The 26,273-nt window shown below is 65.0% G+C and carries 22 protein-coding genes and 1 tRNA gene; 9 read left to right on the forward strand and 14 right to left on the reverse strand.

All coding sequences use genetic code 11. The features are described from left to right. Positions 1–55: 55 nt before the first annotated feature. On the forward strand, positions 56–580 hold the full coding sequence (locus P0645_RS03405) for a component of SufBCD complex (RefSeq protein WP_284163148.1): 525 nt from the start codon (positions 56–58) through the stop codon (positions 578–580). Between the two features lie 55 nt (positions 581–635). Further along, positions 636–4,088 carry a transcription-repair coupling factor gene (gene mfd, locus P0645_RS03410; protein ID WP_284163149.1) on the forward strand — a complete coding sequence of 1,151 codons (3,453 nt, stop codon included), beginning with the start codon at positions 636–638 and terminating at the stop codon, positions 4,086–4,088. Positions 4,089–4,133: 45 nt separating this feature from the next. On the opposite strand, the gene P0645_RS03415 is transcribed toward mfd, so the two are convergent. From P0645_RS03415 to purB, 5 genes are all read right to left on the reverse strand, one after another. After that, entirely contained in the window at positions 4,134–5,423 is a 1,290-nt protein-coding gene (locus tag P0645_RS03415) for an MFS transporter (RefSeq protein WP_284163150.1), read from the reverse strand. A gap of 89 nt (positions 5,424–5,512) precedes the next feature. Continuing rightward, positions 5,513–6,583 (reverse strand): flagellar motor switch protein FliG, encoded by a 1,071-nt coding sequence (locus P0645_RS03420; RefSeq protein WP_284163151.1) that lies wholly within the window; start codon positions 6,581–6,583, stop codon positions 5,513–5,515. A 76-nt stretch (positions 6,584–6,659) separates the two neighbouring features. Continuing rightward, positions 6,660–6,824: a hypothetical protein gene (locus P0645_RS03425; RefSeq protein WP_284163152.1), complete on the reverse strand. Its 165-nt coding sequence runs from the start codon at positions 6,822–6,824 to the stop codon at positions 6,660–6,662. 11 nt (positions 6,825–6,835) lie between these two features. Further along, positions 6,836–7,378 (reverse strand): tetratricopeptide repeat protein, encoded by a 543-nt coding sequence (locus P0645_RS03430; protein WP_284163153.1) that lies wholly within the window; start codon positions 7,376–7,378, stop codon positions 6,836–6,838. 91 nt (positions 7,379–7,469) lie between these two features. Beyond that, complete coding sequence (gene purB, locus P0645_RS03435; protein WP_284163154.1) at positions 7,470–8,774, reverse strand: adenylosuccinate lyase; 1,305 nt, start codon at positions 8,772–8,774, stop codon at positions 7,470–7,472. A 75-nt stretch (positions 8,775–8,849) separates the two neighbouring features. Between purB and P0645_RS03440 the strand changes: the two genes are divergently transcribed. Then, positions 8,850–9,194: a hypothetical protein gene (locus P0645_RS03440; RefSeq protein WP_284163155.1), complete on the forward strand. Its 345-nt coding sequence runs from the start codon at positions 8,850–8,852 to the stop codon at positions 9,192–9,194. A 2-nt stretch (positions 9,195–9,196) separates the two neighbouring features. After that, a complete protein-coding gene (locus tag P0645_RS03445; RefSeq protein ID WP_284163156.1) occupies positions 9,197–9,613 on the forward strand; it encodes a DUF6314 family protein in 417 nt (138 codons plus the stop codon). A gap of 3 nt (positions 9,614–9,616) precedes the next feature. Here the strand turns inward: P0645_RS03445 and dddP are convergent, their stop codons facing one another. The 5 genes from dddP to P0645_RS03470 form a co-directional block, all read right to left on the reverse strand. After that, positions 9,617–10,963, reverse strand: coding sequence for a dimethylsulfonioproprionate lyase DddP (gene dddP, locus P0645_RS03450; protein ID WP_284163157.1), 1,347 nt, complete (start codon positions 10,961–10,963; stop codon positions 9,617–9,619). 140 nt (positions 10,964–11,103) lie between these two features. Then, on the reverse strand, positions 11,104–12,144 hold the full coding sequence (locus P0645_RS03455) for a hypothetical protein (protein WP_284163158.1): 1,041 nt from the start codon (positions 12,142–12,144) through the stop codon (positions 11,104–11,106). 390 nt (positions 12,145–12,534) lie between these two features. Next, positions 12,535–12,738, reverse strand: a complete 204-nt coding sequence (locus tag P0645_RS03460; protein ID WP_284163159.1) for a hypothetical protein — start codon at positions 12,736–12,738, stop codon at positions 12,535–12,537. A gap of 160 nt (positions 12,739–12,898) precedes the next feature. After that, a complete protein-coding gene (gene glnA, locus P0645_RS03465) occupies positions 12,899–14,308 on the reverse strand; it encodes a type I glutamate--ammonia ligase (RefSeq protein WP_284163160.1) in 1,410 nt (469 codons plus the stop codon). Between the two features lie 59 nt (positions 14,309–14,367). Further along, a complete protein-coding gene (locus P0645_RS03470) occupies positions 14,368–14,706 on the reverse strand; it encodes a P-II family nitrogen regulator (RefSeq protein WP_267632016.1) in 339 nt (112 codons plus the stop codon). A 167-nt stretch (positions 14,707–14,873) separates the two neighbouring features. Here P0645_RS03470 and P0645_RS03475 point away from each other — a divergent pair, with 167 nt between their 5' ends. Continuing rightward, positions 14,874–16,652 carry an NAD(P)H-hydrate epimerase gene (locus P0645_RS03475; RefSeq protein ID WP_284163161.1) on the forward strand — a complete coding sequence of 593 codons (1,779 nt, stop codon included), beginning with the start codon at positions 14,874–14,876 and terminating at the stop codon, positions 16,650–16,652. 9 nt (positions 16,653–16,661) lie between these two features. Here the strand turns inward: P0645_RS03475 and P0645_RS03480 are convergent, their stop codons facing one another. Further along, positions 16,662–17,156 (reverse strand): Hint domain-containing protein, encoded by a 495-nt coding sequence (locus P0645_RS03480; protein WP_284163162.1) that lies wholly within the window; start codon positions 17,154–17,156, stop codon positions 16,662–16,664. 178 nt (positions 17,157–17,334) lie between these two features. On the opposite strand from P0645_RS03480, the gene P0645_RS03485 reads away from it, so the two are divergent. From P0645_RS03485 to P0645_RS03495, 3 genes are all read left to right on the forward strand, one after another. Then, positions 17,335–17,419 (forward strand) — tRNA-Leu (locus P0645_RS03485). 23 nt (positions 17,420–17,442) lie between these two features. Further along, entirely contained in the window at positions 17,443–18,777 is a 1,335-nt protein-coding gene (gene tig, locus P0645_RS03490; protein ID WP_284163163.1) for a trigger factor, read from the forward strand. Positions 18,778–18,983: 206 nt separating this feature from the next. Beyond that, positions 18,984–19,871, forward strand: coding sequence for a DMT family transporter (locus P0645_RS03495; RefSeq protein WP_284163164.1), 888 nt, complete (start codon positions 18,984–18,986; stop codon positions 19,869–19,871). A 31-nt stretch (positions 19,872–19,902) separates the two neighbouring features. Here P0645_RS03495 and P0645_RS03500 read toward each other — a convergent pair whose 3' ends face one another. Next, complete coding sequence (locus P0645_RS03500; RefSeq protein WP_284163165.1) at positions 19,903–21,750, reverse strand: monovalent cation:proton antiporter-2 (CPA2) family protein; 1,848 nt, start codon at positions 21,748–21,750, stop codon at positions 19,903–19,905. A 19-nt stretch (positions 21,751–21,769) separates the two neighbouring features. Then, the gene (locus tag P0645_RS03505; protein WP_284163166.1) at positions 21,770–22,243 is read right to left on the reverse strand and encodes an Lrp/AsnC family transcriptional regulator; all 474 of its coding nucleotides are present in this window, start codon (positions 22,241–22,243) and stop codon (positions 21,770–21,772) included. 116 nt (positions 22,244–22,359) lie between these two features. Here P0645_RS03505 and hppD point away from each other — a divergent pair, with 116 nt between their 5' ends. After that, entirely contained in the window at positions 22,360–23,463 is a 1,104-nt protein-coding gene (gene hppD / locus P0645_RS03510) for a 4-hydroxyphenylpyruvate dioxygenase (protein WP_284163167.1), read from the forward strand. A gap of 46 nt (positions 23,464–23,509) precedes the next feature. Here the strand turns inward: hppD and P0645_RS03515 are convergent, their stop codons facing one another. Then, entirely contained in the window at positions 23,510–26,176 is a 2,667-nt protein-coding gene (locus P0645_RS03515; RefSeq protein ID WP_284163168.1) for a hypothetical protein, read from the reverse strand. Between the last annotated feature and the right edge of the window lie 97 nt (positions 26,177–26,273).

Consider the following 26,273-nt stretch of genomic DNA (forward strand, 5'->3'; position numbering starts at 1 on the left):
CGCGGCTAGCATGCCGGGACGGGGCAGGACCCGGCGATTTGGAACGGAGATTCGCTTGAAACTGACGCAGCTTCTGCTCGATCTCATCGACCTGCGTTCATTCTCCAATCTCTGGTACTGGATCGCCCTCGCCGTCACCTGGTCCACCGCTTCGCACTGGGTCCTGGGAATTCCGTTCGACATGGTGATCCGGGCACGGCGGCAAGGCGGCGCAGCGATGGAAGATCTGATGGCGCTCGCCCGGATCAACACAAACCGCATCCAGTTCATCGTGAGAGAGGCCGGGACAGTGCTCGCGGCGCTCGCCGCCTGCGTTCACACGATGCTTGCCCTTCTCGGTTTCTGGTACGGGGTCGAGTTCTGTCAGGCGGTGTTCCTTCTGCTCTTTCCCATCACCATCGTCGGCATCTTCACTGCCCGTACCGCCCGGCGCATCCGCGACGAGGCGGGAGACGGCGAGCAGCTATGCCACCGGCTGCACTGGCACCGGATTCTCGTGCAGGCGATCGGCGTTCTGACGATCACCGTCACGGCGACCTGGGGGATGCTGGTCAATTTCAACGTCTCGCCGCTTGGCTGATGGCGCGGGGCCTGCGACGGCTTGACACGACCGTCCGGGCGGCTAGGTCAGGCGCATGACGACCACCGGCCAGATCATCCTTTCCGGCGCGCCCGAAGGTTTCGACGCCCGCCTTGTCGCCCGCGAGCTTGACCGCGGCGCGACCGTCCTGTTCGTTGCCCGCGACGACAAGCGGATGGAGGCGATGCGGGCCGCCCTTGCCTTCTTCGCGCCCTCAGCCCCGGTCATGACCTTTCCGGCCTGGGATTGCCTGCCCTATGACCGGGTCTCGCCCAATGCCGATATTGCCGCCGCGCGCATGGCCGCACTCGCGACGCTCGCACGCGGGCTTGCGGCGCCGGTCGTTCTGCTGACGACGCTCAATGCCGCGACCCAACGCCTGCCGGCCCGCGCGGTCGTGCGCGAGGCCGCTTTCGCGGCCAAGGTCGGCAGCCGGATCGACGAGGCGGGGCTGCGGTCCTACCTCGTCCGCATGGGCTTTTCCCAGACCTCGACGGTGTCGGAGCCCGGTGATTACGCGGTGCGCGGCGGCATCATCGATATCTATCCGCCGGGGCAGGGCGGGCCGGTCAGGCTCGACCTTTTCGGCGATGTGCTCGACGGCGCCCGGCGCTTCGATGCCGCGAGCCAGCGCACCATCGAAAAGCTGGACCGGGTTGAGCTGGCGCCGGTCTCCGAGGTCATCCTTGACGAGGCGGCGATCACCCGCTTCCGCCAGAATTACCGGATCGAGTTCGGCGCGGCGGGCACCGACGATCCTTTGTACGAGGCAGTAAGCGCGGGCCGAAAGCACTCGGGGATGGAACATTGGCTGCCCTATTTCCACGAACGCCTGGAGACTTTGTTCGACTATCTCCCCGGCGCTTCGGTGATGATGGACGATCAGCTGACGCCCGCGCGGCTTTCCCGCTGGGAGGGGATAGAGGACCAGTATGACAGCCGCGCCGAGGCGCTCAAGCGCAAGGACCGGGTCGACACGATCTACAAGCCCTGTCCGCCGCATCTGCTCTATCTGGATGACAAGGGGTGGGAGGCCGCCATCGCGGGCCACCGCACCATCCAGCTCGTCGCGCTGCCGCAACCGACCGGACCGGGCGTTCTGGACGCGGGTGGCAGGATCGGCCGCAATTTCGCGCCCGAGCGGCAGCTGGAAAATGTGAGCCTCTTCGGTGCGCTGTCCGATCATCTGAAGGTACGGTTGAAGGAGGGGCAGGTCATCGTCGCCTCCTATTCCGAGGGGGCGCGCGAGCGTCTGAAGGGCCTGCTGGAGGACGAAGGCGTCAAGGGCGCGCATCTTGTCCGTGACATCCGCGAGGTGCCCGACGGAAAGGGTGCGCTGCATCTGGCCGTATGGGCGCTGGAACACGGGTTCGAGGCCTCTGGCCTCACGGTGATTTCCGAACAGGACGTGCTGGGCGACAGGCTGATCCGGGGCGCGAAGAAGCGGCGGCGGGCGGAGAATTTCCTGACCGAGGCGCAATCGCTGTCGCCCGGCGATCTGGTTGTCCATGTCGAACATGGTGTCGGGCGCTACAAGGGCCTTGAAACCATCACGGCGCTCGGCGCGCCGCACGAATGCGTGCACCTCGAATATGCCGAAGGCGCGCGGCTTTACCTGCCGGTCGAGAATATCGAGCTTCTGAGCCGCTATGGCCATGAGGAGGGACTGCTCGACAAGCTGGGCGGCGGGGCCTGGCAGGCCAAGAAAGCGAAGCTCAAGGAGCGTATCCGCCAGATCGCCGAACGGCTGATGCGGGTCGCGGCCGAACGCGCGCTTCGTCATGCGCCGATCCTAGAGGCGCCGCACCACGAATGGGACACGTTCGCCGCGCGCTTCCCCTACCAGGAAACCGACGACCAGCTTGCGGCCATCGGCGACGTGATCGCCGACCTTGAGGCCGGATCGCCGATGGACCGGCTGATCGTCGGCGACGTGGGTTTCGGCAAGACCGAGGTCGCGATGCGCGCGGCTTTCGTCGCGGCCATGTCGGGCGTGCAGGTGGCGGTCATCGCGCCGACGACATTGCTCGCCCGCCAGCATTTCAAGACCTTCGCCGAACGGTTCCGGGGGACGGCGATCACCGTCAGGCCGCTCTCTCGCTTCGTTTCGGCGAAGGATGCCGCCCTGACCCGCGACGGGCTGGCCGACGGCACGGTCGATATCGTCATCGGCACACATGCGGTGCTGGCGAAGGCGGTGAAGTTCCGCAATCTCGGGCTTCTGGTGATCGACGAGGAGCAGCATTTCGGCGTTCAACACAAGGAACGGCTGAAGGAAATGCGGTCGGAAATCCACGTCCTGACCCTGACCGCGACGCCCATTCCCCGTACCTTGCAACTGTCGCTCACCGGTGTGCGCGACCTCTCGATCATCGGAACGCCGCCCGTCGACCGGCTGGCGATCCGCACCTATGTCAGCGAGTTTGACGCGGTGACGGTGCGCGAGGCACTTCTGCGCGAACGCTACAGGGGCGGGCAGTCGTTCTATGTGGTGCCGCGCATCGCCGATCTGCCTGAAATCGAGGATTTCCTTAAGAACCACGTGCCGGAGGTCAGCTATATCGTCGCCCACGGCCAGCTGGCGGCAGGCGACCTCGACGAACGGATGAACGAATTCTACGACGGCAAGTATGACGTGCTGCTGGCCACGACCATCGTCGAGTCCGGCCTCGACATCCCGACCGCGAACACGATGATCGTCCACCGGGCCGACATGTTCGGCCTCTCGCAGCTTTACCAGATCAGGGGAAGGGTCGGGCGCGCCAAGACCCGCGCCTATGCCTACCTCACGACCAAGCCCCGCGCGCCGCTGACGCCCGCCGCGCAGAAGCGGCTGAGGCTGCTCGGCTCGCTCGACAGCCTAGGGGCGGGTTTCTCGCTTGCGTCGCAGGATCTTGACCTTAGGGGCGCAGGCAACCTGCTGGGCGAGGAACAGTCCGGCCATATCCGCGAGGTGGGATATGAACTCTATCAGGCGATGCTGGAAGAAACGATCGCCAAGCTCAAGTCGGGCGCGTTGCAGGGGGCGGATGCCGACGACGGCCAGTGGGCGCCGCAGATCAACCTCGGCGTGCCGGTGCTGATCCCCGAAGACTATGTGCCCGACCTCGACGTGCGCCTCGGCCTTTACCGGCGCCTGTCGCATCTGACCACGAAGGCCGAGCTTGAGGGGTTCGCGGCCGAACTGATCGACCGGTTCGGCGCCCTGCCGCGCGAGGTGAACACGCTTCTGCTGGTGGTGCGGATCAAGGGCACCTGCAAGCGGGCGGGCATTGCCAAGCTTGACGCCGGGCCGAAGGGCGTCACGGTGCAGTTCCATAATGACAAGTTCGCCAATCCGGCGGGGTTGGTGGAATTCCTGCAGGCGCAGGGCGGCGCGGCGCGGGTCAAGGACAACAAGATCGTTGTAACGGGTGATTTCCCGCGCGAGGGCGAGCGGATCAAGGCCGCCTTCGGTGTGGCGCGCGATCTGGCGGAAAAGGTTGCAGCAAAGGCCAAGGCGGGCTGACGGGGCCGCTCATCGGGCCTTGCAGCCCTCATTGCGGTCGGGCGCCTACTGCGCCGCGAGCGACGGCTTCGCCGCTTCGGGCTCGGGCCGGTCCTTGCCATCAAGCCGGTCGGCATCGCGCAGTTCGGGGAACCATTTCGCCCAGAGCCCGGTGACGACAAGCGTGCCGACGCCCCCGAAGATCGCCGCGCCCACCGGGCCGAGCAGGCGGGCCGCGACGCCGCTTTCGAACTCGCCCAGCTCGTTCGAGGCGGAGATAAAGAGGCCCGACACGGCAGAGACCCGGCCGCGCATATGGTCTGGAGTGACGATCTGTACGAGCGTCTGGCGAACATAGACCGAGATCATGTCGGCGGCGCCAAGGACGGCGAGGGCCGCGACCGACAGGATCATGGACCGTGAAACCGCGAAGACCAGCGTCGCTATGCCGAAAAGCGCCACCGCCCACAGCATCCGTCGTCCGGCATGGCGTACCATCGGCCGCCGCACCAGCAGGTAGGCGGCGACCGCCGCCCCGAGCGCCGGGCCGGAGCGGAGAAGCCCGAATCCCTCCGGGCCGACATGCAGCACGTCGGCGGCAAAGGCGGGCAGAAGTGCTACAACGCTACCCAGAAGCACCGCGAAGAGGTCAAGCGACATGGCGCCGAGGATGATCTTGTTGGTCCAGACATAGACGAGCCCCTCGCGGATCTGGCGAAGCGCGCCGCCCGCCTGCCGGACTGGGGTGGTCGAGAGGCGGATCGCAAGGCAGATGGCGATGCCGGTCAGATACAGGCAGGCGACGATCACGTAGGCAACGGTTGGCGAAGCCTGGGCGATGATCAGCCCGCCGATCCAGGGGCCGAGGATCACTGCGAACTGCCAGGCCAGCGAACTGAGCGAGATCGCGCGCGGCATCTCGGCGCGCGGCACCAGCATCGGTTTCATCGCGGTCGAGGCCGGTTGCAGGAAGGCGCGCGCGGCACCGAAGAGCGCGATGCTGGCGAAGATCGGCAGGAAGGTTTCGTCGCCGCGGAGCGCAAAGAGGCCAAGGAGGATCGCGGTCACAGTCTCGACCCCGAGCGCGCCGATCACGATCGCCCGGCGGCTCATCCGGTCGGCGAGCGATCCGCCGATGAGTGCCAGGCAGAAGAGCGGCAGGAACTGCGCGAGCCCCGCCATGCCCACGAGGAAAGCGCTTTCCTTCACGCCCATCGTGCGGCGGGCAATATCGTAGATCTGCCAGGCGATGGTCACCGCCTGGATCTGACCGCCGATGTTGACGAAGATCATCGCCCAGAAGAAGCGCGCGAAATCGGGGTAACGGGCGAGGAAACGCAACGGGCTCGATGACATGGGGGCGCCTTCAGGATGCGCGGCACTCTGGCGCCGGGCCGCGTCGGGCGCAAGGGGCAAACGCCCTGTTCCGCCCCGGTGCGACGGGATCAGCCCTCTTCCTCTTCCTCCGAAACGATCATCACCAGTTCGCCCGCCGCCTCAAGGTCACGGATCGCGATGACGACGGCGGTCTGCGCCGCCTCGACGTCCTTCTCCTTCAGGCGGCCGAGCGCTGCCATCTCCTCGCGCAGGCCTCCGGCCATGCGCTGGGACATGTTCGCGAGCAGGAACTCGGCGGCCTCCGCCGCCTCGCCCTTCGCCCCGGCAAGCGCCTTGATCAGCACCTCCTGCTCGACCTCCTTGATGATCTTCGGCACATCGCGGGTCAGGATGCGCGCAGGGATATGGGCAAAGGTGAAGATGGTCTTGCGCACTTCCGCCGCCAGCACGCTGTCCTCTTCCTCCAGCGCCTGCAGGACATCGTCGCGCGTCGCGGCGGGCGAGACATTGAGGATCGCGCCCACCCGGTCGGCGGGGCTTTTCTCGAAAGCGGGGGTCCTGACCACCTCGATCTGGCCAAGGATCGCATGACCGATCCGCTTCACCGTCTCAGGCTCGATATCGGCGGTTCTCGACATGGAAAAGGCAATGCGCCGCGCCCGGTCGCCGGGCAGCAGCCCGAGAAGTTCGGCCGCGCGCGGCACGGCGATCTTCGACAGGATCACGGCGGCCACTTCGGTGCTTTCCTCGGCGACGATGGGCAGAAGGCGCTCGACCTCCACCCCCCTGATCTTTTCCCAGGGGTCGAGCTTCGAGGCACCGCCCGCCAGCCGTCTCATGCGACCGGCCGCGGCATCGGAGATATGCCCGTCCAGCACCTTCAGCGCGCCGTCAAGGCCGCCGGGGAAGGAAAGGCCCATCCTTTCCAGCGTATCGCAAAACTCCTCGACCACGGCGGCGAGCGTGTCGCGGTCGATGGCGCGCATCGCCGCCATCTGTTCGGTCAGCGCCGCCTGCTGATCCTCGGGCATCGCGGCGAGCGGCACGCTTGCGCCCTGCGCGATCAGCAGCCGCACGATCACCGCCGCCTTCTGGCGACCGGTCAGCGCATGCGCGGGCTGAAAGACCGCACTGTCCGAGAGGGGCGCGGAACGCGGGATCGGGGCGACGGCGGGCATGGCGACCTCGGGGGCAGGGGACATGCTCCAGCGTCGCAAGTCAGGGTAAAGCCCGGGTTAAGCGCCGCCCAGATTCTCAGCTGTCGAGCACGACGCAGCGCGCTTCCTTGGCGTCCCAGACCTGGCCCTCGGCGCAGCTGATCTCGGCCGATTGCTGGCGGGCATGGGTGCAGCCCTCGGCCAGTGCGAAGGCCGGGCCGAGCCCGCCCAACAGGGCCACGAAAACGGCGATGGTGCGCATTCCTGCCTCCCTCAGTAGCTGTAGGTTACGCCGGTGGCGATCGCCTCACGCAGCGAGCGTTCCGGCCAGGTCCCGGCGCCGCCGCGCGCGACGATCTCGTCAAGCTCAAGGCTCGCCAGTTCCATCTCTCTCATCTCGACAAAGGCCTGCCCCATGTACGACCGCGCCAGAAGATTGTCGGGGTTCTGCGCAAGTGCCGCCTGATAATAGCTCATGCCTTCCTCGACATGGCCCGCCTTGCGGCTGGCGAAGCCGAGATAGGTGAGCACCCGGTCGGTCCGCCCTTCGGTCATCGCCGACAGGACGACGAGCGCATCGTCGGGGCGGCCCGCATAGGCCAGTTCCCGCGCGCCTTCGAAAAGCGTGTCATTGTCCAGAAGGCCCGACTGCGCATCGACGCATGTCTGGGTCTTTTCGTCCCAGACCTCGGACTTCTTGCATTTGGTCGAGGTCTCGGTCGGTTTCGGCTCCGACCCGCTGTCCGATCCGGCCGCAAGCGCCAAGCCCGGCAACATCAGTCCCATGGCGAGCGCGAGCGGCGCGAGAATGGTCATGCTTGCCTCCCTCAAGGCTGTCCTTGCGGGATTTGGCCAGTCTTGGCGGCGTCTGGCAAATCACAAAGCCATGAGGGGGCAGGGTCGGCGGTCAGCCGCCGAAGACCCGGGCGAAGATCGTGTCGACATGCTTGGTGTGATAGCCGAGGTCGAACTTTTCCTCGATCTCGGCGGGGGAGAGGGCGGCGGTCACCTCGGCGTCGGCAAGAAGTTCGGTCTTGAAATCCGCGCCCTTCTCCCAAACCTTCATCGCGTTCCTTTGCACCAGCCGGTAGGCATCCTCGCGGGAAACACCGGCCTGGGTCAACGCCAAGAGGACGCGCTGCGACATCACAAGGCCTTTGAACTTGTTCATGTTTTTCAGCATGTTCTCGGGGTAGATCACCAGTTTCTCGACCACACCCGCCAGCCGGTTCAGCGCGAAATCGAGCGTGACAGTGGCGTCGGGGCCGATGCCGCGCTCGACGCTTGAATGGCTGATGTCGCGCTCGTGCCAGAGCGCCACATTCTCCATCGCCGGAACCACGGCCATGCGGACAAGGCGCGCAAGGCCAGTAAGATTCTCCGTCAGCACAGGATTGCGCTTGTGCGGCATGGCCGAGGAGCCCTTCTGGCCCGGAGAGAAATATTCCTCGGCCTCCAGCACTTCGGTGCGCTGCATGTGGCGGATCTCGATGGCCACATTTTCAATGGAACTGGCGATGACGCCAAGGGTCGCGAAGAACATCGCATGGCGGTCGCGCGGGATGACCTGGGTCGAAATCGGTTCGGGGCGGAGGCCGAGCTTCTCGCAGACATGCTCCTCGACCGCCGGGTCGATGTTGGCGAACGTGCCTACCGCGCCCGAAATGGCGCCGGTCGCCACTTCCCAGCGCGCCTTTTCCAACCGGTTCTTGTTGCGGTCCATCTCGGCATAGAACCGCGCGAATGTCAGGCCCATGGTCGTCGGTTCGGCATGGATGCCGTGCGACCGGCCGATTCGCACCGTGTCCTTGTGCTCATAGGCGCGTTTCTTCAGCGCGGCGAGCAGGCGGTCCATGTCGGCAAGCAGGATGTCGGCGGCGCGGACGAGCTGGATGTTGAACGTCGTGTCGAGTACGTCGGACGAGGTCATGCCCTGATGGACAAAGCGCGCCTCCTCGGCGCCGATATGCTCGGCCAGATGGGTGAGGAAGGCGATCACGTCATGCTTGGTCACCGCCTCGATCTCGTCGATGCGGGCCACGTCGAATTCCACGTCCTTCGCCCGCCAGACCGCCGCGGCATTGGCCTCGGGGATCACGCCCAGTGCCGCCTGCGCGTCGCAGGCATGGGCCTCGATCTCGTACCAGATGCGGAACTTGGTTTCCGGCGACCAGATGGCAACCATTTCGGGGCGGGCGTACCGGGGGATCATCGCGGCCTCTTGATTGTTCGGAAATTCGCGGCTGTCCTAGACTGCATGACGCGGGGTGACAATGGGCGAGGCGTGATGAAACGGTTGATTGCGGCGGTTCTTCTGTCTGCCGTCCCTTTGGGGGCGGTGGCGGAAGACTGGACGCTCCTCAAGGGCAGCGATGTGACCAATGCCCTCAATGCCCGGCATCTGGTCTATGAGAGCGGCGCGACGCAGGACTTCGGCGAGGACGGCAGCACACGCTATACCGGCGGCGGGCCGACGATGGGGCAATGGCGGGTCAGGGACGACCAGTATTGTTCGGTCTGGCCGCCGGCCGGCACCTGGACCTGTTACGATGTCGAGCGGAGCGCCGACGGCAAGTCCCTGCGCTTCACGGGTCCCGGCGGTGATCAGTCAGTCGGGCTATACGACAGGTGAAGATGCGCGTGCAGCTATCTGATTTCGAAGGATTATGGCGGATCGAACGGCAGATCGACGACCGGCTGGGCGGAAAGCCGGGCCGGTTTTCCGGGACCGCGAGCTTCACGCCGGATGGCCCGCTTCTGCGCTATCGCGAGACCGGGCTTCTGACCTATGGCGATGCCGCTCCGTTTCAGGCGATGCGCGACTACATCTGGTCGGCGGATGCCGAGGGGATCGTCGTCGCCCACGGCGACGGGCGGCCGTTCCATCGGTTCGATACGGCCCACCCCATGCCCGAGGCCGACCATCTCTGCGCCCCGGACCTCTACCGCGTGCGCTATGATTTCACCCGCTGGCCCGACTGGCAGGCGGAATGGCACGTCAGCGGCCCGCGCAAGGACTACCGGATGGTGTCGCGGTACTGCCGGGCCTGACGCTCACGCCTCGCCCGTCAGTCGGGGGTCGAACGGATAGGACGTCAGGTTTTCGCAGCCTGTTTCAGTGATCAGCACCTGATCCTCGAGCTTGATCGAAAAATCGCCGCCCTCGGGCGAAACCAAAGCCTCGACGCAGAGGACCATCCCCGGCTCCAGCGCCACCTCGAAGGCGCCATCGACCCAACCGTCGGGGTAGGGGACGAAGGGCCATTCGTCGCACAGCCCGACCCCGTGCATCTTGCAGGAATATTTCTGCTTCCAGTATCGGGCGTCCAGCTGGTGGCCGCCATGCGTCAGCTCGCGAATCGTGACGCCCGGTTTCAGCCGCGCCTGATGGTCGCGGATATGGTCGAGCCCGTGGTTCATCGCGCTGATCATCGCATTGGTCGGGCGCCGGTCGCCGATCCACCAGCTGCGGGAGATGTCGATACAGATGCCATAGGCGCCGATCAGGTCGGTGTCGAAGGCGACGATTTCGTTGTTCTGAACAATCCGTGGCCCGCATTCCTGAAACCAGGGATTCGTCCTCGGCCCCGAGGCGAGCAGGCGCGTCTCGATCCATTCGCCGCCGCGCTTGATATTGCCGCGATGCAGTTCCGCCCAGATATCGTCCTCGCTGACATTGCCATTGGGCACTTCTGTGCGGGCAAAATCCTCCATCCCGGCGATTGCCGCCTCGCAGGCATGGTGGGCACACTTCATCGCGAGGATCTCGTCCGGCCCCTTGATCGAGCGCGCCCGCTCGGTCAGCTCCTCGCCCTCCATCACCTCGAACCCGGCGCGTTCCAGCGCGCGAAGTCCGTGGATCATGATCTTGTCGACCGCGATCCTGCGGTTCGCGCCCGCATGCGCCGCCATGACCTCCCGGACCTGAGAAACGAAAGCCGCCGCGTCCCGTTCCGTCCCGTCGCCGCACACATTGTAGAAGAACGAGGCGCCCGAGCGCAGTTCCTTCACCAGCGGGTTGAAGGTCACGAGGAAGGGGGAGTTCTTGTATTCCCAGACGACCATATGACCGTCGGCGCAGACCATGCAGGCGCGAAACGGGTTGTGGCTGTTCCAGAGCTGCATGTTGGTCGTATCGGTCGCATAGCGGATGTTCAGAGGGTCGAACATCAGGACGGCGCCATAGTCGCGTGCGACCAGCGCATCGACCAGCCGCCGCCAGCGGTATTCCCGCATCCGCTCGAGGTTCGGAAGGGTCAGCCCCGCCGCCTCCCACTCGCGGAAGGCAAGCTGCGTCGGCCCGATCTCGACCCGGTCATTGTCATTGGGCGTGCCGTCACCAAGCCGGTCCCCCCTGGCGGGGTCGATCTTGCGGCGGGTCCGGGCGTAGGGTTCGGTCATCGCTCTCTCCCTCTTTCCCGGCAGTTGGCGGTAAGAAACGCATGAATTGCCGTCCATTTACGACGAACGCAGCCGCATTCTTGCTTTGCCGCCCGATCGCGAGGCTTCGCAGAACGTGCCCAGCCGGTGCGCGCTGCGGCTTAGCCGTTGTACCAGAGCCAGCCGCCGACGGCCGCACTGGTGAGAAGCATGGCTATCGCCACCCGCTGAACGAACTTCAAGATCGCCCACGTCAGACGGGACACGCCGCTCGGGCGGCCCGTGTTCCATGCCGAAGCGGCTGCCGCAGTGCTTTCGTGGCGTTCGGCCGGGGCTCCAGTCTCCTCTACAATCACCGCGATGGCGCCATCGGGAAACTGACCAGATGGCGGTTTATGCCGCACGGTAAATGCATATTGCTCGTTGCAAGACCCGCTTTTCCCGTCTTCGAGCATCTGGACTTCGATGATATGCCCCAAGAGCAGAACCGTCATCATGGTTATGACGCTATTTGGATCGAGCGTGGTCGCGTCACAGACGAAGGCCTTGCCGCAGAAGATATCCGCGCCCACCATGATTGTGGCGGTGCGCTGCCTGCCTGTTACGTCCTCGCCAGCATCGTAGAATTCGGGCCGCGTAACCAGAGTGACGGGGAAAGGCACTGCTTTGGTGAGGTCTGGGATCTTATTTGGCGTGACCAATATATCGGATTGGCACCAGTGGATCGCCGTGGGTGCAGCTCTGACCTCGCTCAGGATCGTTTGAACAGTCGCGTGAAGCATGTAGATCTTGTCTCGGACATCGACCGGCCCAGCGCCTGTCGGGACGCCATATCGTTCGGTCATTTCCCGTAATTCAGGCGTAAGATGTGTCTTTCCGTCGCCGACCGTGATGAAAATGTTGCACGTGTGCTTTGCGACCCGAAGGGCAGCATCAGGGAGCGTATTATGGGTGAACGAAGCCTCAAGCACACTCTTGAACCCGTCAGGTGCGAGCGGCGTCCGGTTGAACGAGATCAGGACATACATGCGATCGGTACGGAAGGTAACGTAACCCTCTCCACTCGCATTGGTTTGGACCAAACTTGCGCCGAATGCAGCAGCCTTTGCGTTGAGCGCTTCCAGAAGGTTTGCATAGAAAGGCGCTGCATAGGGCTGGTCGTAGAGGATTGCAGCTTCAACCAGCGGGAGATGTTTCGTCATATCCGGTCTCGTATCTTGTCCGTCTGGTCGATCTGGAATTCGATTGCGGCATCACTAAGGCTGAGCGGCGGATTTCTCGGTGGCGCGGTGCGAACCATTTTGGAAACAATGAACGCTGTTCTGCAGTCGCTACTGCCAGGGGAGTTGCTGCTGACGGATGAAAGCTCGATCCTGCCGGACGACGCGACGCGCCGCCACCCGGGTTGGTACCGGATGAATGGTTGCTATTGGTGCAGCCGTGCGTGTCAGACGACTTGACGCGGGCTGCCCGCTGCCGTGAGACCGAAACATGAGCGCAGCTTCTGTGTAGTTAGTCGCTCATCAAGAAAACATCGGGCGATATGTCGCCCGATGTACCCGCAAGCAGATCGGGGATCTCTGCCCCTTAGATCAATTGCCCAAGCGGCGCGACAGATCCGAGAGGAAACCATCGCGCTTCGCGATATCGACGACACTTGGCAGTTCACAGGGACGGCGCGTCGCCTCGGCCCAGCGGCTCACATCCTGGCTGTCCAGAAGCGCCTTCCAGGCCAGAAGCTGCGAGAGCGTCGCCTCCTGCCCGGGCATGGTCATCGAACGGTGATGGCTTTTCATGATTCCGCCCCTCCGGTCCCATTCATCCACATTCCGGTTACCGAAGGATTTAGACCGGAATGCGAAACGTTCGGGACGCTTTGTCGTTCAAATGGCGGCGAATGAAAAGGGGCGCCCGACGGCGCCCCTTCCGGTTGAGTGATGCAGCGATCCATGAAGATCAGCAGGAATAATACATCGCATATTCGACGGGGTGGGGCGTATGCTCGTAGGCATAGACCTCTTCCCATTTCAGCGCCATGTAGCCTTCCAGCTGGTCGCGGGTGAAGACGTCGCCTGCGAGAAGGAAGTCCATGTCCTTTTCCAGCTCCTCGAGCGCCTCGCGCAAGCTGCCGCAGACGGTCGGGATCTCGGCCAGTTCCTCGGGCGGCAGATCGTAAAGGTCCTTGTCGGACGCAGGACCCGGGTCGATCTTGTTCTTGATCCCGTCAAGACCGGCCATCAGCAGGGCCGCGAAAGCCAGATAGGGGTTGGCCGCCGGATCGGGGAAGCGGGCCTCGACGCGCTTGGCCTTCGGGCTTTCGGTCCACGGAATACGGACGCAGCCCGACCGGTTGCGGGCCGAATAGGCGCGCAGCACCGGCGCCTCGAAACCCGGGATCAGGCGCTTGTAGCTGTTGGTCGAGGGGTTCGTCAGCGCGTTGAGCGCCTTGGCATGCTTCAGGATGCCGCCGATGAACCACAGCGCTTCCTGGCTGAGGTCGGCGTACTTGTCGCCCGCGAACAGCGGCTTGCCGCCCTTCCAGATCGACATGTTCACATGCATGCCCGAGCCGTTGTCGCCCTTCATCGGCTTCGGCATGAAGGTCACCGACTTGCCGTAGGCGTGCGCCACATTGTGGATCACATACTTGTATTTCTGGATATTGTCGGCCTGCTCGACGAGGCCGCCGAAGATCAGGCCAAGCTCGTGCTGGGCGGTCGCCACCTCGTGGTGGTGCTTGTCGACCTTCATGCCCATCCGCTTCATGGTCGAGAGCATCTCGCCGCGGATGTCTTGGGCCGCGTCGACCGGATTGACCGGAAAATAGCCGCCCTTGTGGGCCGCGCGGTGCGCCTGGTTGCCGCTTTCGTACTCCGTGTCGGTGTTCCAGGCGGCGTCATGGGCGTCGATCTGGTAGGCGACCTTCTGCGGCGTGACCGAATAGCGCACGTCGTCAAACAGGAAGAATTCGGCTTCCGGGCCGAAATAGGCAGCGTCTCCGATACCGGAGGCCTTGAGGTAGGCCTCGGCCTTGGCGGCGGTGCCGCGCGGGTCGCGGCTGTAGGGCTCGCCGGTGTCGGGCTCGACCACGTTGCAATGCACGCACATGGTCTTTTCGGCATAGAACGGGTCGATATAGACCGAACCTGCGTCGGGGATCAGCTTCATGTCGGACTGGTCGATCGACTTCCAGCCGGCAATCGAGGAGCCGTCGAACATGAAGCCTTCCTCGAAGAAATCCTCGTCGACGAGATCGACGTCCAGCGTCACATGCTGCAGCTTGCCTTTGGGGTCGGTGAAGCGGATGTCCACATAGGCCACCTCTTCATCCTTCATCAGCTTCAGAGCATCCTTCACCTTGCTCATGGTTCATCCTTTCGGGGCGGTTGAGGGGGAGGCCCCGGGTCAAGCCCGGGGCGCGGGGTTCAGATCGCGTCCTCGCCGGTCTCGCCGGTGCGGATGCGGATGACCTGTTCGACGGGGGTGACGAAGATCTTGCCGTCGCCGATCTTGTCGGTGCGCGCGGCCGAGATGATCGCTTCGATCGCCTGCTCGACCATGTCGTCGGCCAGGACGACCTCGACCTTCACCTTGGGCAGGAAGTCGACGACATATTCGGCGCCGCGATACAGCTCGGTATGGCCCTTCTGGCGGCCGAAGCCCTTGACCTCGGTCACCGACAGGCCCTGCACGCCCACTTCCTGAAGCGCTTCCTTCACCTCGTCGAGCTTGAAGGGCTTGATGATGGCTTCGATCTTCTTCATGGGCGACTCCTTACCCTCGTCTCGGCGCCAGTCAGCACTTCCCGATTGCCGGGACAATTGGTTAGGGTCGCGGGGCAGGGCGCTCGCCGGGGATTCTGGCGGTTGTGCCCAAAATTTGTGCAATGAGCCCGAAATCCGGGCGCTTTGTTAATCCGAAGGGCCGGACCATGACCGAACTCCTGACCGCCGCGCAGATGCGGGCCATCGAACAGGCGGCGATCGCCTCGGGCGAGGTCACGGGGCTGGAACTGATGGAACGCGCCGGCCGGGGCGTCGTGGAGGCGATCTTCGAGGAATGGCCGGAGCTTCAGAAGACCTCGCACCGGGCGGTTGTCCTGTGCGGGCCGGGCAACAATGGCGGCGACGGGTTCGTGGTGGCGCGGCTGTTGAAGGAGTGGGGCTGGGAGGTGGAAGTGTTTCTCTACGGCGACGCAGAGAAGCTGCCGCCGGACGCGCGGACGAATTACGAGCGGTGGTGCGAGTTGGGGTCAGTCACGATGACGGGTTTTCCGCAAGTCACAGCAGACGCGACGGAAAAACTCTGGCCCAGTATCACGGGGCGTGGGTTCGATGGACCAACTCCTAAGCCGGACGTCGTGATTGATGCTCTCTTCGGGACCGGGTTGTCTCGCCCGATATCCGGACTTGGTCCGGTATTTGATGTCCGCTCCGAGTGCTGGCCCATGGAATACGGGGGAACGACGCGTTGGGTTGCGGTGGATATTCCTAGCGGATTGTGCGCCGATAGCGGCAGGTGTCTTGGCCTTGAAAATGAAGTTCTTCGACGCGATCAACTTCTTTGTGTTGATTTGACCGTGACTTTTCACCTTGAGAAACAAGGTCACCGACTGTTCAAGGGGCCTGGCGCTTCAGGGCGGTTAGTCGTGGCGTCTATTGGCTTGCGGGATTTGGACGTTGATGATCTGGACGATCTCACTGAGGGAGCAGGCGTCGGCTCAACGACATATCTAACAGACCCTCTTCACGGCTTAGCCAAGGTTGAATCACACAAATACACCCACGGCCACGCCCTGATCCTCTCCGGCCCGCCCGGCCAGACCGGGGCCGCGCGCCTCGCGGCGAGGGGCGCGCTCCGGATCGGGTCAGGATTGGTCACGATCGGCGCGATGCCCGAGGCGATCCCTGAACATGCGGCCCAACTGACTGCGATCATGCTCAGGCCGGTCGCCGAGGCCGGGGCTTTGGTCGGCGTTCTGGAGGACAGGCGGATCAATGCGCTCTGCCTCGGCCCGGGCCTTGGTCTCGACGAGCGGGCGCGGGGGCTGGTGGCTGCGGCGCTGGGTGTTTCGCCGAACGCCCCCCCACCCCCATCCCCTCCCCACGAGGGGGAGGGGAGGCACGACGGCCGGCCGTCGTGCCCAGGTGGCGCAGTGAAGGCGCTTCCCCTCCCCCTCGTGGGGAGGGGAGAGGGGCGGGGGGCGCGTCGGATCGTTCTTGATGCGGACGCACTGACGCTTATCGCGCGGGACCCCGCGCTCTTCGCCGCGCTGCACGAAGACTGCATTGTCACCCCCCATGCGGGCGAGTTCGCCAGGCTCTTCCCCGACCTCGCCGCGAAACTGGCCGCCCCCGCCACCAAAGGCCCGGCCTACTCCAAGGTCGACGCCACGCGTGAAGCGGCGAAGCGGGCAGGGTGCGTCGTGCTCTACAAGGGGCCGGATACGGTGATCGCCGACCCGCAAGGCCGGTGCAGCATCAACTCCGCCCATTACGACCGCGCCGCGCCGTGGCTGGCGACGGCCGGGTCGGGAGATGTGCTGGCAGGCTTCATCACCGGGCTTCTGGCGCGCGGCTTCGCGCCCATGGCCGCCGCCGAAACCGCCGCCTGGCTGCATGTGGAATGCGCGCTGTCCTTTGGCCCGGGCCTCATCGCCGAGGACCTGCCGGAGGAATTGCCGAAAGTGTTCCGGAAGCTCGGGCTCTGAGCGTTATGCTCAGGCCTCGACCTCGACATCCGCCTCGACCGCGTCGCAGCAAAGCTCCACGCCCTCGGCATAGACCACCTGCGGCGTGTCGAAGAGCACCTCGTAGAGGCGCAGGCTCTTCACCTCGGTCATCGCCACGAACTCGCCGTCGACCAGCCGCTCGGCCGGGACAATGGCGCGGTCGGCGCCGTAAAGCGCACCCGCCCGCCAGTCGCGGATCAGGATGCGGGTCTGGGCCGGAAGGGTCAGGTCCTGTTCGGGACGGTCATGGCCAAGCGCGGAGGCGGAGATGCGCACCGCAGGGCCGGAATAACGGTGGACGCGGACGGCACGCACGATACGCATGCCGTCCCGCGTCACCACCCGATCGCCGGGCTCGACGAAATCGATCGGCAGAAAGCCATCCAATGTGGCCAGGACCGTTCCCGAAGCGATTCCCTTCGGGCCCGTACCCCTTTGCGCCGCCGCCGCAACGCCCAAGGCCATACTGGTTTCCTCCTGCATCGAGCCTCCCTCGTCAGACCTCTCATTCTCGTAAGGATTGTGGCGGAAGTTCGTCCTTCGCGTGCGGAAAGGTGGGCGGTTGCAAAATACTTTTCCGCTCGCATCCCCGAAACCTTCTTGATAGAAGGGCGCGGATTTCAGGGGCCGTCCCTCAGGGCGTGCGGCCCTTGGGGATATTGCGGGTGTGGCGGAATTGGCAGACGCACCGGATTTAGGTTCCGGCGCCTCACGGCGTGGGGGTTCAAGTCCCTCCACCCGCACCAGGATGGATATGAAGGACGAAAAGATGCAGGTCACCGAGACCCTGAAGGACGGACTGAAGCGCGGCTACACCATCACCGTCACGGCGGCGGAACTGGATGCGAAAGTGACCGAGAAGCTTCTGGAGGCGCAGCCGGAAGTCGAGATCAAGGGCTTCCGTAAGGGCAAGGTGCCGATGGCGATGCTGCGCAAGCAGTTCGGCCAGCGCATCATGGGCGATGCGATGCAGGATGCGATCGATGGTGCGATGAAGGGCCATTTCGATGCGTCCGGCGACCGCCCCGCGATGCAGCCCAAGGTCGAGATGAAGAATGGCGAGACCTGGAAAGAAGGCCAGGATGTCGTGGTCGAGATGACCTACGAGGCGCTGCCGGAGATCCCGGATGTGGACCTCTCGAAGGTCAAGCTCGAGAAGCTCGTCGTGAAGGCCGAGGACAAGGCCGTGACCGAGGCGCTGGAAAACCTCGCCAAGTCCGCCCAGAACTTCGAGGATAAGAAGAAGGGCACCAAGGCCAAGGACGGCGATCAGGTGGTGATCGACTTCAAGGGCTCGGTCGACGGCGACTATTTCGAAGGCGGCTCGGGCGAGGATTATCCGCTGGTCCTCGGCTCCAAGTCGTTCATCCCCGGCTTCGAGGAACAACTTGTCGGTGCCAAGGCGGGCGACGAGGTGAAGGTCGAAGTGACTTTCCCTGAAAGCTATGGCGCGAGCCATCTCGCCGGCAAGGCCGCGATCTTCGAATGCACGGTCAAGGCGGTCAAGGGCGCGAAAGCGGCCGAGATCGACGACGAGCTTGCCAAGAAATTCGGCGCCGAAAGCCTTGAGGCGCTGAAGGGCCAGATCGCCGAGCGTCTGGAAGCCGAGTACAAGGGTGCCGCCCGCGCCGTGATGAAGCGCGCGCTTCTCGACCAGCTTGACGGCCTGGTGAAGTTCGACCTGCCGCCGACCCTGGTCGAGGCCGAAGCCCACCAGATCGCCCACCAGCTCTGGCATGACGAGAACCCCGACCATCATGGCCATGACCATGGTGCGATCGAGGCGACCGACGAGCACAAGAAGCTCGCCGAGCGCCGGGTGCGCCTTGGCCTTCTGCTCGCCGAGGTTGGCCGCAAGGAGAAGGTCGAGGTTTCCGACGCCGAGATGACGCAGGCCGTCCTCAATCAGGCCCGGCAATATCCGGGCCAGGAACGCGCCTTCTTCGAATATGTGCAGAAGAATCCGCAGATGCAGCAGCAGCTGCGCGCGCCGATCTTCGAGGACAAGGTCGTCGACCTGATCTTCGCGGGTGCCAAGGTGACCGAGAAGGAAGTCTCGAAGGACAAGCTTCAGAAGGCCGTCGAGGCGCTGGACGAAATGTAAGCGCGGGCGCGCCGGATTGCCTGCGTGAGGGCCGCCCGCGAGGGCGGCCTTTTTGCATGGCGAGGAGCGCCGCCAGGCCGCGAGGAGCCGCTCCTCCGCCCGGGGACACGGGCGTCCTTGCTGGTGCGGACGGATGCACGGACCCGGCGGCTTGACTTCGCCGCACGAAACCTGTCCGGTCGGCGAGGCAACAGCAGGGCGGGCGGATGCGCAAGGACCATATGGATGCGTTCGGGGCGGTTTCGCTCACGCTCTTCGGCGTCTTCCTGGCCTTCAACCAGATCATCATCAAACTCGTGAACCAGGGCATACAGCCGGTCTTCTTCGCCGGGCTGCGCTCGGCGCTGGCGATCCTGTGCCTCTGGGCATGGCTTGTCTGGAAAGGCCGTCCGCCCCGGTTCGAGCGGCGCTACCTGCTGCCCGGTATCGCGGTCGGGCTGGCCTTTGCGGGCGAGTTCCTGTGCCTCTTCCTCGCGCTCGACCTGACAACGGTCACGCGCACGTCGATCATCCTCTATTCGATGCCGGTCTGGCTGGCGATTGCGGCGCATTTCTTCCTGCCCGGCGAACGGATCACGGCCCTGAAGGCGTTCGGGCTCACGCTCGCCTTTGCGGGCGTCGCCTGGGCGATCCTCGACCGGTCGTCCGCGAAGGGGCAGGCGAGCCTAGTGGGCGATCTCTGTGCGCTTTTCGCCGCCTGGGGATGGGCGGCAATCGCGCTCATCGCGCGCGGCACGCGGCTGAGGGAAATGCGCCCCGAGATGCAGCTGTTCTGGCAGGTCACGATCTCTGCCCCGGTCCTGATCCTTGCCGCGCCGCTCTTCGGTCCGCTCCTGCGGGACTTCCAGCCGATCCATCTTGCCGGGCTGATCTTTCAGGCCGCGGCCGTCGTCTCGGCGGGGTTCGTCTTCTGGCTCTGGCTTCTGTCGATCTATCCGGCGGCGTCGGTCGCGAGCTTTTCCTTCCTCACGCCGATCTTCGGCGTGGCGCTTGGCTGGCTTCTCCTCGGCGAGCATGTCGGGCCTGTGACCGTCGCAGCCGCCGCGCTGGTCGCCCTAGGCATCATCCTGATCAATCGCCCGCAGCGGCGCTGACGCCTGCGTCATCGCCCTAAATGACGCGACCTCACTTCTCTTGAGACCCATCCCGGCTCATATGGTTCAGAAGCGCCGATTCCAGATCGCGGTTCAGTTCTTTCACACGCGCGATATAGTCGGGGTTCTTGTCCATCGGCACGCCGGGGCGCCAGACGCTTGCCAGTTCGCGGACCGACGCGCGGTCGAGATCGAAGAAGAGCTTCTGCACCTCATTGGCCTCATATTCCGACAGACCCATGTTCTCGAGCACATAGCGCGCGACGCGCAGGCTGGAATCGAAATATTCCCGCACGATGTCATTGGCACCGGCCTGATAGAGCTGGAAGACATGTTCACGGTCATGGGCGCGGGCGATGATATGGATGTCGGGCCTGAGGCGCCGGGCGTACTTCGTCAGTTGCAGCGCCTTCTTCGGATCGTCGAAGCAGATGACAAGAACCTTGGCCGTATCGAACCCCGCCGCCTTCAGAAGGTCGGGCCGCGTCGGATCGCCGACGAAGCCCTTGAAGCCGAAGGTCCGCATCACCTCGATGGTTTTCAGATCGGGGTCGAGCACCGTGGTGCGGAAGCCCGACTGCGTGACCATCCGGTTCACCACCTGGCCGAACCGCCCGACACCGGCGATGATGATCGGCTGCTGGTCGTCGATCTCGTCGGCCTCAGTCGCGGCGTGATCCTCCAGCCGCCGGGTGAAGCGGTCATAGGCCAGGAAGAAGAGCGGGGTCAGAAGCATCGACAGCGTGATGACCAGAACCAGCGTCTGCGCCGTTGGCACCGGCAGGATACGCTGTGCCACCGCGAAGGAGGTCAGGACGAAGCCGAACTCCCCCGCCTGGGCGATCGAGAGGGTGAAGAGCCAGCGGTTGCGACCCTTGATCGAGAAGAGCCAGCCGAGCGCATAGAGGATCGCGCCTTTGAAGAACATGAGCGCGAGGGTCAGGAGCAAGACCTTCAGCGGCTTGTCGAGAAGAAGGTCGAGGTCCATGCCGCTGCCGACCGTGACGAAGAAGAGGCCCAGGAGCAGCCCCTTGAAGGGCGCGATGTCGGATTCCAGCTCATGCCGGAACTCGGAATTGGCGAGGATGACGCCCGCAAGGAAGGTGCCGAGCGCGGGCGAGAGGCCGACGAGCGTCATGAGTGCCGCGATGGCGACCACGATCAGCAGCGCGAAGGCGGTCTGGATTTCGCGCAGCCGCGCGGAATGGACGAAGCGGTAGGCGGGGCGGACCAGGAAATGCCCGGCGAGCACCACGATGGCGACGGCGGCGAGGGTAACGAGCGTCACGCCCCAGCCGGGCAGGTCCTGCAGGAAGCTCATCGCCGAATGGTCGCCCTGCATCGCCTCGGCGATGGCGCGCGCCGCAGGAAGGGCGAGCAGCGGCAGAAGCGCGAGGATCGGGATGACCGCGATATCCTGCATGAGAAGCACCGCAAAGGCACCGCGCCCGCCGGAAGTTTGCATGAGCTGCTTTTCGGTAAGCGTCTGCAGCACGATCGCGGTCGAGGAGAGTGAGAGGACGAGGCCCGAGGTGAGCGCCACTTGCCAGCTCAGATGCAGCGCGAGCCCGATGGAAAAGATCACTGCCGTCGTCAACACGATCTGCAGCCCGCCAAGGCCCAGAAGCTTCTTGCGCATGTTCCACAGCGCGCGCGGGTCAAGCTCCAGCCCGATGAGGAACAGCATCAGGACGACGCCGAACTCCGCCACATGCTGAAGATCGTCGCTTTCGGAACCCACAAGCCCGAAGACCGGGCCGATAAGGATGCCCGCCGCCAGGTAGCCCAGCACCGAGCCGAGCCCGAGCCGCGAGGCGACCGGAACCGCCACGACCATCGCGAGAAGATAAAGCGTCGCCTGAAACAGCAACGGGGCCATCCTTGATCTGACAGCGCCGTCAGGTCGGCAACGGCGCGTCCGGTTTGAACTGGTCCATGACGATCTGGCTTTGCACGCGCGCAACTGTCGGATGCGCCAGAAGAACCTGATGAATCAGTCTGTTCAGATCGGCGAGGCTTTCGCAATAGACCCGGAGGAGATAGTCGGCCTCGCCGGTCAGGGTCCAGGCGCTGACGATCTCGGGCTGCAGCGCGGTCAGGCGTGCGAAGGCCGCCGTCGTCTCGGCGCCATGGCGGGCCATCTGCACCTGCACGAAGGCCTGAACCGCAAGGCCCAGCCGCGCAGGGTTGAGCCGGGCCGCGTAGGAGGTGATGAGCCCCTCGGCCTCCAGCCGTTGCCGCCGCCGCCCGGCCTGGCTGGCGGAAAGGTTCAACTCCTCGCCGAGTTCCTGCGCGGTCAGATGGGCGTTGCGCTGCAACAGCGACAGAAGGCGCTTGTCGGTCTCGTCAATTGCAATGCGGGTTTCATGCATGATTTCGGATGATAACGGAATATTCGGGCGTCATCATGTGAAATATCCGTGACTATGCGCAAAGACCGCGCGCTTCATGCGTCATACTGTCGCTGATACGCGCACAGGAGAGTTTCATGGGTCCCTTCCCGCATTCCGCCCCGAAATCGGTGATCTCTGCCGCCAACCCGGCGGGGACCGACGGTTTCGAGTTCGTCGAATTCGCCCATCCCGATCCGCAGGCCCTGCGAGAGATTTTCACCCGGATGGGCTATGCGCTGACCGGTCGGCACAAGACCAGGGATATCGAGCTGTGGCAGCAGGGCGACATCACCTATCTGCTGAACGCCGAACCGGGCACCCATGGCACCGATTTCGTCGCCGAACACGGCCCCTGCGCCCCCTCGATGGGCTGGCGCGTCGTCGATGCAGGGAAGGCCTTCGCCCATGCGGTTTCCAAGGGTGCGGAACCCTATGAAGGTCCGGGCAAGGTCATGGACGTGCCCGCGATCCGCGGCATCGGCGGCTCGCTCATCTACTTCATCGACCGCTATTATGAAACCTCGCCCTACAACGAGGAATTCGACTGGCTGGCGCAATCGAAACCCCGGGGTGTCGGTTTCTATTACCTCGATCACCTCACCCACAATGTCCACAAGGGCAATATGGACAAGTGGTTCCGCTTCTACGGCGATCTCTTCGGCTTCAAGGAAATCCGCTTCTTCGATATCGAGGGCAAGTTCACCGGGCTTCTCAGCCGGGCGCTGACCTCGCCCTGCGGCCGCATCCGCATTCCAATCAACGAGGACCGGGGCGAAAAGGGCCAGATCGTCGAATATCTCAAGCGCTACAACGGCGAGGGCATCCAGCATATCGCGGTCGGGACCGAGGATATCTATGGCGCGACCGACGCGATCCATGACCGGGGCCTGCGCTTCATGCCGAAGCCGCCGCTGAGCTATTACGAGATGAGCCGCGCGCGGGTGCATGACCACGACGAACCGCTCGACAAGCTGGAAAGGCACGGGATCCTGATCGACGGCGAAGGCGTGGTCGATGGCGGCGAAACGCGGATCCTTTTGCAGATCTTCTCGAAGACCGTGATCGGGCCGATCTTTTTTGAATTCATCCAGAGGAAGGGCGACGACGGCTTCGGCGAGGGCAATTTCAAGGCTTTGTTCGAATCGATCGAGGCCGACCAGATCGCGCGCGGTGTGCTGAAGGGCAGCGACGCCGCCTGATCACGGCCAGATAAGATGCGCTGCCTTCGACCCCGAGGGCGGCGCATCACCCCTTGTCCATGATCCTCAGGACAAGCGTCTTGCCCTTCTTCACATAACGCAGTTCCGTGTCGCCGATCGCGGCAACCTGGCCGCCATCCAGCCGGTCGCCGACCTTCACCTTGACATAGCGCCCGCTTGGCAGCCGCACCAGCGCGCGGCGTGCCGCAGACGAGCCATAGACGCCGATCAGGTTGATATCGCCAAGGTCGATGGCATTAGCGAAGGTGGATTTCTTGGCAACCGTCCGGGTCGTCGGCAGCGTGGCGATGCCCTCGGTTGGTTCGGGTTCATCAATATCTGCGGTGGCGGGCGCACTTGCCGGTTCGGGTTCCGCACCGGCCTGCGCTTCGGCCAGGGCGGCCTCGACCGCACCCGAATCGACCGGTGCCGGGGCTGGCGTGGTCTCTGCCAGCCGGGCCGCTGCCGCGGCCGACACGGCGGCGGCGCTGCGCTCTGCGGGTTTGCGGGAACTTGCGACAGCAAGCGGGCTGGCCGACGCCAGCGCCTTTTCTGCCGCTTCGGCCTCGGCCCGGGCGGCTGACGCCGCAGCCTCGGCGATTGCCTCGTCGGCGCTGCGCTTGGCTTCGGCGGCTGCGACGATCCTGTCGGGCCGGGCAGATGGCTTCCGCGCGGCATGGCGCGGATCGACGGGCGGAGAGAGCGGCGGCAGCGCGGTCTGGTCGTCGGGCACGGGCGATGCATCCGGCGTATTCTCGGGCGTGGCTGGCGTTGTCTCCTCGACGGGTGGCGTGGGCACGACGAGCGTGGCTGGGCGCGCGCGCGGTGCCTTGCCGACGACACGCGGATCGGGCGGCGCGACGGTTTCGGGCGCTGCCGTCGGGTCGGCCGGCGTCTCGGTCTCGGGCGCGGGCTGCGGCTGCGCGGCGGCACTGATGCTTTCGGGGCGGGCGGCAGGCAGACGGGGCGGGCGCCCGGCGAAGAGCGTGAAGCCGCCGGGTGTCGCGACGCCTTCCGGTGTCGCGATGATGCTGCCATCGGCACTGTAGCGCAGCAGCGTGCCGAAGGGCGGCGGCACCGGTTGCGGTGGCAGGGCCGAATCGCCGGTGAGCGCCGCCGTGTCAGCCGGATCGGCCTTGGCGCGCGCGACCGATGTATCTGCGCCAAGGTCGGCCGCGCCGCTCGTATCGGCGGCTCCGCTGCCCGTCGGGGCCGGTGCCGCATCACTGATCGCGGGTCTGGGCAAATCGGGCACCGCGCGCGGCACGGGGGCAGGCGCTGGGGCCGGGTCGGTGCCGGTCGCCACCGCCGGGGCGGTCTTCGAAACGGCACCGGCCGCCACTTCCGGAGCGCCGGCACCTTCGACCGCCGCCGGTTCGCGCAGGAAAAGCGCCCAGGCGCCGAGTGCGGTCACTGCTACAGCCGCGGCCAGTCCGGCGGGCAGTGCCCAGTTTGGAAGGCCCGCGCGCGCTGCGCCGGGGCGCGCGGGCGTCAGGCCCAGATCGGGGGTGCCGCCGCTGCGCTTCTCGACGACAAGCCGCGCAACCCGCGCCGTCGAACTTTCGGCCTCCGGCAGGGACGCGGCACCGCCAAGTCGCGGTACGATCGTCGCGAGGCGGCTTCCCGCGCCGTCCTGAGGCTCGCCGCCGGCTTCGGCAGGGTCGCGGTGGCTATGGAAGATGAGTACGGGGGTTGCAGGCTCCTCGGTGGCGTCAGTACCGTTTTCCGCTTCCGCTTCCGCTTCCGCTTCCGCTTCCGCTTCCGCTTCCGCTTCCGCTTCCGCTTCCGCTTCCGCGTCGTCCTCCGCTACCGTCGGACCATCGCCGCCATCGGACGGGACGGGGTCTGTCCCGATTTCCGCGTCCGAAGGCGCATCCGGCAGCACCGGTTCGTCCACTGTCGCCGGTACGACGAGGGGCTCGGGGTCCGGCGACGGAGCGATGGCCTCGTCCTCCTCCCCCTCCATGACCGCGATGAATGGCGCCTCGTCCTCCGCCGGATCGGTGGCCGTCGCGTTCGCGGTGTCAGCCTCGTCGTCCAGATGCGGACCGGTGAGCGGGGCGCCTGCATCGATGCCGGCCGCCTCTGCGACCGGAGCGTCGGCCTCCGGCTCTTCTGCTGGCGGCTCCTCGGGGCCGGTCTCAGGCGCGATTGCGGCGGATGACTGATCGGCGATCACGCGGACCGGATCCTGATCGCGGTCGAGCCGGATGCCGTCGGGCAGATGGTTCGATATGACCGAGGTCGGTCCGAAGAAGGGCTCGCCTGCGAACCGGTCGGGCTCGGGTGCGGCCACGAAGGCCACCGGGTTGAAGCCTGCCGCCTCGGCAAAGGCCTCGGCCTCGTCGAGCGTCACGCCCGCGACCACGGCCACCCGCGCCCGGTTGCCCGAACGTGAGAAATCGAAGACCAGTTCGCTCAGCGGATAGGGGGTGCGCCCGTCGAGTGCCGCCCGGATCTCGGCCCGCCGCGTCGCCTGGTCGGGGCCGGTCACCTGACAGTCGAAATAGAGAATCTGCGAATTGGGCAGGATGAGTTTGGAGGTGAAGCCTTCGGGCGCGCGGTCCTGCGCCATCCCTCTCAGCATCGCCAGACGGGCGTCGAAATCCTCGGCCTCGAAAGCGGCCTCGCCCAACCGGACCCAACCATCCGGGCCGCGCTCCAGAAGCGCCACCGCCTCGTTCGTCAGGTCGAGAGCGAAACGTGGTTTCATTGCCCGCACTTAACATGGCCAGGGCAGCCACCCCAGCAACCCTTTCCTCACCTTCGGTCCTAGAGCAGAATTTCGCCTATTGGAAGATCAAGCGCCA

The sequence above is a fragment of the Frigidibacter sp. SD6-1 genome (genome assembly GCF_030143255.1).
GTDB lineage: Bacteria > Pseudomonadota > Alphaproteobacteria > Rhodobacterales > Rhodobacteraceae > TMP-24.